This window comes from Nocardioides litoris (genome assembly GCF_006346315.1).
Classification (GTDB): domain Bacteria; phylum Actinomycetota; class Actinomycetes; order Propionibacteriales; family Nocardioidaceae; genus Nocardioides; species Nocardioides litoris.
The window spans coordinates 287,729-299,332 of record NZ_VDMR01000001.1 but is presented as its reverse complement, the minus strand read 5'-3'; the positions used below and the strand labels follow the sequence as shown (position 1 = coordinate 299,332).

The window sequence follows — 11,604 nt, the reverse complement described above, 5'->3', positions numbered from 1 at the left end:
GGCCCGTGCAGCGCATCCTCGTGACCGGTGGCGCCGGGTTCATCGGCTCCAACTTCGTCCACCACCTCGTCGACCACACCGACGCCACGGTGACCGTCCTCGACAAGCTGACCTACGCGGCGAGCCGCGAGTCGCTGGAGGGCCTGCCGAGCGACCGGGTGAGCCTCGTCGTCGGCGACGTCGCCGACCAGCCGACGGTCGAGAAGCTGGTCGGCGAGCACGACGCGGTGGTCCACTTCGCGGCCGAGTCGCACAACGACAACAGCCTGTCCGAGCCCGGTCCGTTCATCCAGACCAACATCGTCGGCACCTTCTGCATCCTCGAGGCCTGCCGCAAGCACGGCACCCGCCTGCACCACATCTCCACCGACGAGGTGTACGGCGACCTCGAGCTCGACGACCCGCAGCGGTTCACCGAGGCGACGCCCTACAACCCCAGCAGCCCCTACAGCGCGGCCAAGGCAGGCTCTGACCACCTGGTGCGCGCCTGGGTGCGCAGCTTCGGCGTGCGGGCGACCATCAGCAACTGCTCCAACAACTACGGCCCCTGGCAGCACGTCGAGAAGTTCATCCCGCGCCAGATCACCAACGTCCTCGACGGCGGCAGGCCGAAGGTCTACGGCGTCGGCACCAACGTGCGCGACTGGATCCACGCCGCCGACCACTCCTCGGCCGTGTGGACGATCCTGCAGCAGGGCCGCATCGGCGAGACCTACCTGATCGGCGCGGACGGCGAGAAGAACAACCTCGAGGTCGTCCGGATGATCCTCACCCACCTCGGCCGCGACGCCGACGACTACGACCTCGTGACCGACCGGGCCGGCCACGACCTGCGCTACGCCATCGACTCCACCAAGCTGCGCACCGAGCTCGGGTGGACCCCGTCGTTCCCCGACTTCGCCGACGGCCTGGCCCGCACCATCGACTGGTACGCCGACCACCGCGACTGGTGGGGCCCGCACAAGGCGGCCACCGAGGCGTCGTACGCCGCGAAGGGGCAAGCGTGAGTGGTGTCGAGACAGGCGCTGGCGCGCCTTCCTCGACCACCGTCCAACCCGACCCCACGGTGGTCGAGGAGCGCCCCCTGGGGCGCGTCTCGAGACCACATGACTGGAGCATCGATGCCTGACCTCGCCGTCGAGACCACCCCGATCCCGGGCCTGCTGGTCGTCCGCCTCGCCGTCCACGCCGACGCGCGCGGCTGGTTCCGGGAGAACTGGCAGCGCGAGAAGATGGTGGCCCTCGGGCTGCCCGACTTCGACCCGGTGCAGAACAACGTCTCCTACAACACCCGCCGCGGCTCGACCCGCGGCATCCACACCGAGCCGTGGGACAAGTTCGTGTCCGTGACCGGCGGCCGCGCCTTCGGGGCCTGGGTCGACATGCGCGACGGCGAGTCGTACGGCGCCACGTTCAGCGTCGAGCTCGACGACAGCACCGCGGTCTTCGTCCCCCGCGGGGTCGGCAACAGCTACCAGACCCTCGACGACGGCGTCGCCTACAGCTACCTGGTCAACCAGCACTGGCAGCCCGGCCTGGTCTACCCGGCCCTCGACCTCGCCGACCCCGACGCGGCGATCTCCTGGCCGATCCCGCTCGACGAGGCCGAGATCAGCGACAAGGACCGCGCCAACCCGCGCCTGGCCGACGCCGTGCGCATGCAGCCGCGCACCACGCTGGTCGTGGGCAGCAAGGGCCAGCTCGGACGCGCCTTGCTGGCTGCCTTCCCCGACGCGGTCGGCGTCGACCTCGACGAGCTCGACGTCAGCGACCCCGACGCGGTCGCGGCCTGGCCGTGGCACGAGCACGACGTCGTCCTCAACGCCGCAGCTTTCACCGCCGTCGACCAGGCCGAGACCCCCGAGGGTCGGGTCGCGGCGTGGACGGCCAATGCGGCCGCGCCGGCCGCCCTGGCCAGGGTCGCCGACCAGCACCGGCTGACGCTGGTGCACTACTCCACCGAGTACGTCTTCGACGGCACCCGCGCCCCGCACGACGAATCCGAGCCGCTCTCGCCGCTGGGCGTCTATGCCCAGTCCAAGGCGGCGGGCGACCTCGCGGTGGCCACGGCCAAGCGCCACTACGTCCTGCGCACGTCCTGGCTCATCGGCGACGGGCACAACTTCGTGCGCACGATGGCCCGCCTCGCCCGCGACGGCGTGAGCCCGAACGTCGTCGACGACCAGGTCGGCCGGCTCACGTTCACCACCGAGCTCGCCCGCGCCACCCGGCACCTGCTGGAGTCGCGGGCGGCACACGGCGTCTACCACTGCAGCAACGGCGGGGAGCCGATGTCGTGGGCCGACGTGGCGGCGCGGGTCTTCGCGCTGTGCGGTCGCGACGCGGCCGACGTGGGCCGGGTGACGACCGAGGAGTACTACGCCGGCAAGGCGCTGGCCCCGCGGCCGCTGCTGAGCGCGTTCGACCTGGGCAAGCTGGCGGCCACCGGGTTCGCCAGCGAGGACGCCGTGGTGGCCCTGGAGCGCTACGTGGCGGAGCTGGAGCCGGCGACCGACTCGGCCGCCCGGCCGTAGTCGTCGTCGAGGCGGCAGATGTCGTCCTCGCCGCAGTAGGCGCCGAGCTGGACCTCGATGATGATCAGGTCCTCGGTGTCCATGTTGGTGATGCGGTGCTTCTCGCCGATGGCGACCTGCACGGCCTCGCCGGGCTCGGCGATGACGGTCATGCCCTCGACGATGCAGGTGGCGCGACCGGCGACGACGTTCCAGATCTCGGCCCGGTGCTCGTGGGTCTGGTAGCTCAGGCGGCAGCCGGGGTGCACGACGATGCGCTTCACCTTGTAGCCGACGCCCTCGTCGAGCACCTCCCAGGAGCCCCAGGGACGCTCTTCCCGATCCAAGACCATGACCGCCACGGTAGACGCCGGGGGCCCGTCACGGGGGTGAACCCCCGGGATTTCACCCCCCGGTGGCCCAGGTCGCCGCGGGCGCCCGGGATCAGCGGCGCGTGAGGCCCGCCAGGGCCGGACGCACGTCGACCAGGTAGACGATCGCCGCGATGAGCAGGGCGAGGTTGATGATGAACAGGCCGATCGGCACGAAGAACAGCAGCACGCCCAGGCCGAGGATCGTGCACCAGGCCGGCTTGGTCAGCTTGCCGGCCGCGTCGTAGGCCTCGGCGGAGTACATCAGCGAGTTGACGAAGGCGAAGATCGAGACGGTCAGGCTGGCCAGCAGGACGAGCAGCCGGACCGTGCCCTCGATCTCGAAGATGTTGATCCCCACGACCCCACCCTAGTGCGCGGCCGGCCCGTCCCCGGGCACGACGGACGGCCGCCGCCCCGGGGGGCGACGGCCGTCGACGTGGGTCCTGCGCGGAGGTCAGGCCTTCGTGGAGGCCGGGGCCTTCTTCGCGGTGGTCTTGCGAGCCGGGGCCTTCTTGGCCGGGGCCTTCTTCGCGGGGGCCTTCTTCGCGGCCGGCTTGCGGGTGGTGGTCGTCTTGCGGGCGGCCGGGTTGGTGGTGTTCACCTTCACCTCGACGCCGTTCTCGCCGGCCTGGGCGGTCGCGGTCGAGGGCAGCTTGGTGCCCTTGACGACGGCCTCGCCGCGCTTGGCCAGGTCGCCGTAGGTGGTGACGGCCTCGTCCTGCAGCTCGGCGACGCGGGCCTCGACGCGGGCGCGGACCTGCGAGGGGGTCAGCTTGGTGACGGACTTCTGGACGTCGGACACGCGGGTCTGCACGTCGGAGACGCGGGTCTCGACGTCCTTCTGGACCTCGGTGATGCGCTGCTGCACGTCGGCGACGTACTCGCGGACGGCGGTCACGGCGAGGTCGCCGGCGCCGACGGTGGCGTACAGCGGCTTCTGGTAGGCGGTCGGGACGGCAGTGCGGAAGTCGATCTTGGTCTTGGCCATGATCAGCGCTCCTTCTTCTCGTGGTGCTCGGGGTGGTCGTCGTCAGCCGGCTCGGCCGCGACGGTGGTGATCTCCTCGTCCGCGATCCGCTCGAGGGCGTTGACCGCGAGGAACGACGAGTAGACGTCCAGCAACGACTGCTTCTGTCGCTCGGTCAGGCCGGCGTCGCCGAGCACGGCGAGCTCGACCGACCCCCCGATCCCGTCCTCGGGGCTGACGATGCCCGCGCGGATGTAGAGCTGCTCCGCGGAGATCCTCAGCGCCTTGGCGAGCTGCTGCAGAACGTCGGCCGAGGGCTTGCGCAGACCACGTTCGATCTGGCTGAGGTACGGGTTCGACACGCCGGCCTGCTGGGCGAGCTGCCTCACGGAGAGGCGCGAGGCGACGCGCTGCTCCTTGAGGTAGTCACCGAGCGACTCGACGGTCAGCCCGACCTTTCCCTTGGCCATGGCTCCATGGTGCTAGCAACGGCTAGCGTTTCGCAAGCCCGAGCAAGCGTGTGGCTCACCACATCGGGTGAGGGAACACCCGGACCCCCAGGGGTGAGGGCGCTCAGCCGCCCTGGCGGCCGAGCACGGCCCGCACGGTGCGGACCAGGATCTGCAGGTCGAGCCGCAGCGACCAGTTCTCGATGTAGTCGTTGTCGAACCGCGCACGCTCCTCGATGGAGGTGTCGCCGCGCAGGCCGTGCACCTGGGCCCACCCGGTGAGGCCGACGGGCACGCGGTGGCGCCGGTGGTAGTCGGGGACGTCGACGCTGAACCGGTCGACGAAGAACGGCCGCTCGGGCCGGGGGCCGACCAGGCTCATGTCGCCCCTGAGCACGTTGACCAGCTGCGGGAGCTCGTCGATGGAGGTCGCCCGCAGGAAGCGGCCGACGGGTCCGAGGGACGGGTCGCCCGCCACCGACCACACCGGCGCCGATCCCGAGGACGGGGGCTGGCGGTAGGTGCGGAACTTGTAGATGGTGAACGGGAGGCCGCCGAGGCCCACCCGCACCTGGCCGAAGATGATCGAGCGGCCCATCTCCCAGCGCACGGCCAGCGCGGCCACCGCCATCAGCGGGGTCAGCAGGAGCAGCAGGACCGCGGCCACGACGACGTCGAGGGCGCGCTTGGCCCGCCACGGCGCGCGGCTGCGAGCGGCCGGCAGGGCGCGCACGAGCGGGATCCCCCACAGCGCGTCGGTCTGACCACCACGCGGCGCCAGTGCGGAGAACCGGGGCTCCCACAGCACCTCGACGCCCGCCCGGTCGCGGCAGGCGAGCAGGAGGTCGGTGAGGGTCGGGTCGTCGGCGTCCTGGGCGACGAGCACGCGCCGGGCACCGGTGGACTCGACGACGGCGGTGAGGTCGAGCAGCGACCCGAGCCGCGGCGTACCCAGGTCGCCGGTCTCCGGGTCGAGGACGTCGGTGGGGTCAACGCCGACGACGCCGACCGGCGCGAGACCGAACTCGGGGTGGTCGACCGCGGCGGCGACGAGGCGGCGCGCGGCTGCACCCTGGCCGACGACGACGGTCGCGTCGAGGCCCCGGCCGCGGCGCCGGGTGGCGCGGCGCGCCACGTGGACGGCGGCGCGGGCGGCCAGCAGGCCCGGGACGAGGGCACCGAGCAGGCCCAGCGCGGCGGCGCCGGCGATGCCGCCCGTGGGCACGAGGACGACGGTGGCGGCCAGCGAGCCCAGGGCGACGGGGCGCAGGTCGTCGGCGGACGAGGGCCGCAGGCGGGGCCGGTAGCCACCGGTCAGCCGCAGCACCACGACGGTGCCGACGGCGACCGCAGCCGCCGGGACGAGCGCGAGGCCGGCGACCAGGCCGACGACGAGCGCGGTGACGACCACGTCGCCGGCGGCCAGGGCCAGTGCGGCCCGCTCACGACGACGGATCGGCCCCGTGCGCGGCCGGGACGGCAGCGGTCGCCGTGGCTCCCGCGGCTCGGTCAGGTCGGCCCGGCTCTCGGCCGGCTCGACCACGGCGGCCAGCGGCGTGGCCGGCCCGCTCGGACGAGACGGAGCCCGGAGCACGACCGGCTGGTCCAGCTCAGCTTGCATGTCGACGCGCATCGCGGCGGAGCACCCCCCAGTGCATGTTGCCGAGACCCCGCTTGAAGTGGGGAGGCCGCCCCCCGGCGACCACGTCCTCCACCTCACCACACGCAGGTGACCACCCGCCGACGGTCGCTGCAGCCTTGCCGCAAGGGACCCTCAAGAACGCCGCAAGACGGCGTTCCAGCGGCTCAGAACGTGGCGCGGATCTCACCGACGGGCACGCCGCCACCGAGCAGCGGCCACTGGCCCGTGGCGTCGACGGCCGGGTCGTGGATGCCCGAGCGGCGCAGGGCCGCGGCCATGACGACCGGGCGCACCCGCGGGGCCCCGTCGTCGGTCTTGGAGGCCCAGGCGCGGCCGTCGGGCAGGGCCACGGCGTAGCAGGACTCGGCGCCGGCCTTGCCGATCGCGCCGGGCAGGGCCGTCAGCAGGGCCAGCTCGTCGCGGCGGGTGCCCGAGACGTACGACGGGTGGGCCCGGATCGCCTCGGCGATGCGCCGCTCGGGCCCCTCGGTGGCGACGGCGAGGGCGCGGAAGGCCCGCGCGAGCCCCGTCAGCGACGTCGAGAGCAGCGGCGCTCCGCACCCGTCGACCGCGACGACCTCGACCGGCTCGCCCGTGAGCTCGGCGAACGTCTCGGCGATCGCGACCTGCAGCGGGTGGTCGGCCTCGCGGTAGGTCGCGGTGTCCCAGCCGCGCAGGACGCAGGTGGCGAGCATCGCGGCGTGCTTGCCGGAGCAGTTCATCGAGATGGCGTCACGGGTGCGGCCGGCACGCAGGGCGGCCTCGCGGGCGTCGTCGTCCAGCGGCCAGTCGGGAGGCGTCTGCAGGGCCTCCTCGCCGAGCCCGGCCGAGGCGAGGACGCGGCGTACGCCATCGAGGTGGAAGTCCTCGCCCGAGTGGGACGCGCAGGCGAGCGCGAGCAGCTCGGGGGGCAGGTCGAGCCCGAGCCGCACCATCGCGAGGGCCTGCAGGGGCTTGTTGCAGGACCGGGGCAGCACGGCCGAGGTGACGTCGCCGATCGACCAGGCGGTGGAGCCGTCGGCCTCCAGGGCGACGACGGAGCCGTGGTGGTGGCCCTCGACGAACCCCGACCGCACGACCTCGGCGATGATCTCCGGGCGCATGCGGGCGACCCTAGACCTGGGTCAGCGGCGGCGCGGACCCAGGACCGGGATCGTCGGGCGGCACTGCTGCGGCCCGGCGCAGGTGACCAGGCGACGCAGCGTGCGCTGCAGCTGGCGACGCACCGTGCGGTAGCGCGGGTCGGCGGCCACGTCACGGACCATGGCGGGGTCGGCGCGCCGGTCGAACAGCTGGGGGCGGCGGCCGGTGTACCAGACCCAGTAGGTGTAGCGCTGGGTGCGCACGCCGCGGAGGGTCCAGGGACGGTTGATGGTCTTGAACGTCGAGCTCGGGCCGATGTCGATGAGCTGGGCGGTGCGCCGCACCGGCGCCTGGCGGAGCAGCACCGGCAGGAGGTCGGCGCCGTCGAGCGCGCCCGAGCGGCCCTCGACGCCCCCGGTCATCCGCAGGATGGTGGGGGCGAGGTCGACGAGGGACGCGACCAGGTCGGGGCGACGCTGGCCCGCGGCGATGCCCGGGCCGCGCACCAGGAACGGCACCTTCAGGGCTGGCTCGTAGGGCACGTTCTTGCCGGTGTAGCGGTGCTCGCCGAGCAGGTAGCCGTTGTCGGAGGTGAAGATGACGTAGGTGTCGTCGAGCTCGCCGATCCGGGCGAGGTGGCTCAGCGTGGCCGCGATGCCCTCGTCGACGCTGGCGAGCGCGCGCTGCCGGGCGACGTCGAGCCGGCGGAGGTAGGGCCGCGTGTTGGCCCGGCCGGACACCCCGCTGCCGAAGTAGTTGCCGCGGTTGTTGCCGAAGGACCGGCTGCGCTCGGCCGGGTTGCCGCCGGCGACATCGAGGCCGAGGTGGCGCCGGGCCGGGATCGGCGGGTCGGAGCAGTTCTTCTTCTCCTCGCAGGTGCCGTGCGGGGCGACGTAGGAGGACCACATGAAGAACGGGCGGCCGTCGCCGTCGGCGCGCAGGGCGTCGAGGGAGGAGATGGTCTTGTTGCGGACCACGTCGTTGCTGTGGGTGAACGGGTCGGCGACCACGCGGTCGCCCTCGACCATGCCGACGTCGTAGGGCTGGTAGACGTCGGTGACGAACGGGTGCCACTCCTGCCAGCCGGGCGGGCGGCGGGAGCCGGAACCGTAGCCGTTGAGGAACTTGCCGACCATGCCCGTGTCGTAGCCGGCCCGCTCGACCCAGCGCGCGATGGTCTCGTCGGGCTGGCGCAGGGCCTGGTAGAGGCCGTGGACGCCCTGGTTGCCGCGCACCCCGTTGTGGTGGGCGTACTGGCCGGTGAGGATCTGCGCGCGGGCCGGGCAGCACAGCGGGTGGGGCGCGAGACCGGTCGCGCTGAGCCCCGCGGCACCGATCAAGCGCCGGGTCAGCGGCATGCCGCGCAGGTCGTCGGCGCGCATGTCGTCGGTCGTGATGAGCAGGACGTTGGGCCGGCCCGCCGCTGCGGCCTGCGCGGCCTGCCCCGGCTGCCCCGCCCCCCGCACGACGTCGGCCGAGGCCGGCGCCGTCGCGGTCGAGGCGGTGGGCGCGAGGAGCAGCAGCGCCACCAGCGTGGCCAGCAGACGTCGTCGCCCGCTCGTCGTCATCGTGTCCCCAAGAAGTCGCCGGGGACCCTGCGCCACCCGTCCGGGCCTCAGGATCGCTGACGAAGCGGCCCGACGCACATCGAACCGGCGCATTCCACAGGCCGCGCGGGTCCCGAGGCGCGACGGGTGGGCTGGCATGATCGACCCTCGTGTCGAGTCCCGTCCCGCAGCACCACCCCACGGCGCGCGAGCTCGACGACCTCGAGCTGCTCGCCTCGGGCGCGCTGGCCCCGTTGGCGTCGTACGACGTGGCGGGCTCGCCCGTCACCCTCGGGCTCCCGCCGGAGCTGGTCGACGCGCCGGTCGTCGAGCTGGTCGACCCCGAGGGTCTGCCGCTGGCGCGCGTGCACCGCGAGGCCGACGGGTCACGGCGGGTCGAGCCGCTCGTCGCAGCGCAGTTCGGCCCCTTCCGGCGCCTCTACCTCTCCCCCGCCGAGGTCCGCGAGCGGTACGCCGGGCGCACCGTCGTGCCCGTCACCGGCCCCGTCACCGACGCCCAGCTCGACCAGCTGGCCGGGCTCGGGCCGACCGTGCTGCTGGCGCTCGTCGGGCACGGCACGCCCGAGCTCTCCCCGGTCGCCCTCCTGCGGGCGACGCTGCGGGTGGCCGAGTCGCTCGGCGCCGCGGTGGTGGCGGTGCCGCTGGCCTCCCACGGCGACCCCGCGACCGACCACGACCTCGGCGTGCAGGTCGTCACGACGTACGCCGGCGGCGACCAGGTCGTCGGGCTCGTCGACGCCGGCGAGCCGCTGGCCGACCTCGACGACATCCTGGAGGCCGACCTGCCCGCCCCCGACCGGCAGGGGCTCGTGCTGTTCTTCACCGGCCTGTCCGGCAGCGGCAAGTCGACGCTGGCCCGCGCGCTCATGGACCGGCTGCTCGAGCAGGGCACCCGCACGGTGACCACGCTCGACGGCGACGTGGTGCGCCGCCACCTCTCCGCCGGGCTGAGCTTCTCCAAGGCCGACCGCGAGACCAACATCCGGCGCATCGGCTGGGTCGCCGCGGAGATCTCCCGGCACGGCGGGGTGGCGGTGTGCAGCCCGATCGCGCCGTTCGACGAGACGCGCCAGCAGGTGCGGGCGATGGTCCGCGAGGCCGGTGGCGCGTTCTTCCTCGTCCACGTGGCCACGCCGCTGGAGGAGTGCGAGCGCCGCGACCGCAAGGGCCTCTACGCCAAGGCCCGGCGCGGCGAGATCCCCGAGTTCACCGGCATCTCCTCCCCCTACGAGGAGCCCACCGACGCCGACGTGCGGGTCGACACCACCGGCCGCACCATCGACGACGCCCTCGCCGACGTCACCTCCGCCCTCGCCGCCGCCGGCTACCTCGACCTCACGGTGGCTGAGGTGCGAGGAGCGCCAGCGACGAGCCTCGAAGCCCCCGCAGCGAACACGGTGGTCGAGGAGGCCGGCCACGGCCGTCTCGAGACCACACGGGCCGAGCCGCTGCGCGTCCTCATGGTCTGCACCGCCAACCTGTGCCGCAGCCCCTCCATGGAGATCACCGCCCGCCGTCTCGCGGGCGACGGCGCCTCGGTCGTCGTCACCAGCGCGGGCACCCACGGCTTCACCGACCGCCCGATGGACGAGCCGATGGCCGCCGCCCTCCTCGTCCGGCACCCCGGGGCGGCCGCCGACGTCGAGGCGTTCCGCAGCCGACCGCTGACCCGCGCCCTGGTCGAGGAGGCCGACCTCGTCGTCACCGCCGAGGCGACCCACCGGTCGTTCGTGCTCGACGAGACGCCGGGGGCCTTCCGCAAGGTCTTCACGCTCGGCCAGCTCGCCGAGGCCGTGCGCCGGCTGCCCGACGACCTCGACCGCGACGAGCTGCTCCACCGCCTCGGCGAGCGACGCGGCTCCGCCTCGGCCGACCTCGACGTCACCGACCCCTACCAGCGCGGCCCCGAGGCGGCCGCGGCCTGCGCCGCCCACGTCGAGGAGCTCCTCGGCGCCGTCGTACCCCGGCTGCTGACGAAGGACCACTGATGGACCTGTTCACCACCACCGCGCTCGGCATCCTGGCCGCCGGCTTCTTCGTCGGCATCGTCGTCGGCCTGACCGGCATGGGCGGAGGCGCCCTGATGACCCCGGCGCTGCTGTTCCTCGCCCCGCACCAGTCGGCCGCGGCCGTCGTGGCGGCCGACCTGACCGCCGCCGCGGTCTACAAGACCGGCGGCGCGGTGGTGCACTCGCGCGAGGGCTCGCCCAACCTGACCCTGGCCAAGTGGCTGATCCTCGGCTCGGTGCCGATGGCGCTGCTCGGCCCGTACGCCGTCAAGGCGTTCACCGACGACGCCGACCAGCTCGACCAGGTGCTGAAGTTCTCCATCGGCATCGCCCTGCTCCTCGCCGCGTCGACGTACGCCGCCCGCCTCTACCTCAACCTGCGCCGCGTCCGCTCCGGCGGCGCGCTGGGCGACGAGGACCCGCACATCCGCCCGGTCCCGACCCTGCTCGTCGGCGCCCTCGGCGGCCTGCTGGTCGGCATCACCAGCGTCGGCTCGGGCTCGGTGATCATGGTCGCGCTGCTGATGCTCTACCCCGGCCTGTCGGCGGTGAAGCTGGTCGGCACCGACCTCGTCCAGGCCGTGCCGCTCGTGCTGGCCGCCGCCATCTCCAACATCGCCATCCACGGCCTCGACTGGGAGCTGCTCATCCCGCTGCTCGTCGGGTCGATCCCCGGCACGATCCTCGGCAGCAAGCTCGCCCCGCGGGTGCCGCAGTCGTTCATCCGCCGCGCCATCGTCGTGGTGCTGACGATGTCGGCGGTCGCGCTGCTGGGCAAGGCCGGCTGGACGCCGTTCGGCGAGGACAACCAGGTCTACTTCGTCACCGCCACCGGCCTGGCCATGGTCGTCCTGGTCCCGCTGGTCTGGGGCGTCCTGCGCCGCGGCCAGGGCCTGCCGATGTACGGCGCGCCGTACGTCGCCGAGCTCGAGGGCACCGACAAGGCCCGTCGTACGTCGGCGCGGTGACGCCCTGACCCGCCTGCCGCTCGGCCGCACC

Annotated in this window: 11 protein-coding genes; 4 read left to right on the top strand and 7 right to left on the bottom strand. The window is 73.5% G+C overall.

The genetic code is table 11. The annotated features are described in order from the left end of the window. Positions 1 to 5 precede the first annotated feature (5 nt). Both rfbB and FJQ57_RS01470 read left to right on the top strand, forming a co-directional pair. Entirely contained in the window at positions 6 to 1,007 is a 1,002-nt protein-coding gene (rfbB, locus tag FJQ57_RS01475; RefSeq protein WP_139977476.1) for a dTDP-glucose 4,6-dehydratase, read from the top strand. Positions 1,008 to 1,121: 114 nt separating this feature from the next. After that, positions 1,122 to 2,534: a sugar nucleotide-binding protein gene (locus FJQ57_RS01470; RefSeq protein WP_246081537.1), complete on the top strand. Its 1,413-nt coding sequence runs from the start codon at positions 1,122 to 1,124 to the stop codon at positions 2,532 to 2,534. Here the strand turns inward: FJQ57_RS01470 and FJQ57_RS01465 are convergent. The 7 genes from FJQ57_RS01465 to FJQ57_RS01435 all read right to left on the bottom strand — a co-directional run bounded on the left by FJQ57_RS01465 (position 2,486) and on the right by FJQ57_RS01435 (position 8,596). Continuing rightward, complete coding sequence (locus FJQ57_RS01465; protein ID WP_139977474.1) at positions 2,486 to 2,866, bottom strand: phosphomannose isomerase type II C-terminal cupin domain; 381 nt, start codon at positions 2,864 to 2,866, stop codon at positions 2,486 to 2,488. The genes FJQ57_RS01470 and FJQ57_RS01465 overlap by 49 nt on opposite strands. Before the next feature lie 91 nt (positions 2,867 to 2,957). Continuing rightward, a complete protein-coding gene (locus tag FJQ57_RS01460; RefSeq protein WP_139977473.1) occupies positions 2,958 to 3,245 on the bottom strand; it encodes a DUF2516 family protein in 288 nt (95 codons plus the stop codon). A 96-nt stretch (positions 3,246 to 3,341) separates the two neighbouring features. Beyond that, positions 3,342 to 3,875: a hypothetical protein gene (locus FJQ57_RS22840; RefSeq protein ID WP_139977472.1), complete on the bottom strand. Its 534-nt coding sequence runs from the start codon at positions 3,873 to 3,875 to the stop codon at positions 3,342 to 3,344. Between the two features lie 2 nt (positions 3,876 to 3,877). After that, positions 3,878 to 4,324, bottom strand: a complete 447-nt coding sequence (locus FJQ57_RS01450) for a helix-turn-helix domain-containing protein (protein WP_139977471.1) — start codon at positions 4,322 to 4,324, stop codon at positions 3,878 to 3,880. Positions 4,325 to 4,427: 103 nt separating this feature from the next. Then, a complete protein-coding gene (locus FJQ57_RS01445) occupies positions 4,428 to 5,924 on the bottom strand; it encodes an exopolysaccharide biosynthesis polyprenyl glycosylphosphotransferase (RefSeq protein ID WP_170219225.1) in 1,497 nt (498 codons plus the stop codon). A gap of 185 nt (positions 5,925 to 6,109) precedes the next feature. After that, complete coding sequence (locus FJQ57_RS01440) at positions 6,110 to 7,048, bottom strand: asparaginase (RefSeq protein ID WP_139977469.1); 939 nt, start codon at positions 7,046 to 7,048, stop codon at positions 6,110 to 6,112. Positions 7,049 to 7,069: 21 nt separating this feature from the next. After that, positions 7,070 to 8,596: a sulfatase-like hydrolase/transferase gene (locus tag FJQ57_RS01435; RefSeq protein WP_139977468.1), complete on the bottom strand. Its 1,527-nt coding sequence runs from the start codon at positions 8,594 to 8,596 to the stop codon at positions 7,070 to 7,072. Between the two features lie 149 nt (positions 8,597 to 8,745). Here FJQ57_RS01435 and cysC point away from each other — a divergent pair, with 149 nt between their 5' ends. Continuing rightward, positions 8,746 to 10,584 (top strand): adenylyl-sulfate kinase, encoded by a 1,839-nt coding sequence (gene cysC / locus FJQ57_RS01430; protein WP_139977467.1) that lies wholly within the window; start codon positions 8,746 to 8,748, stop codon positions 10,582 to 10,584. Next, positions 10,584 to 11,573, top strand: coding sequence for a sulfite exporter TauE/SafE family protein (locus FJQ57_RS01425; RefSeq protein WP_246081536.1), 990 nt, complete (start codon positions 10,584 to 10,586; stop codon positions 11,571 to 11,573). Before cysC ends, FJQ57_RS01425 begins: the two co-directional genes overlap by 1 nt. The last annotated feature ends 31 nt before the right edge of the window (positions 11,574 to 11,604 follow it).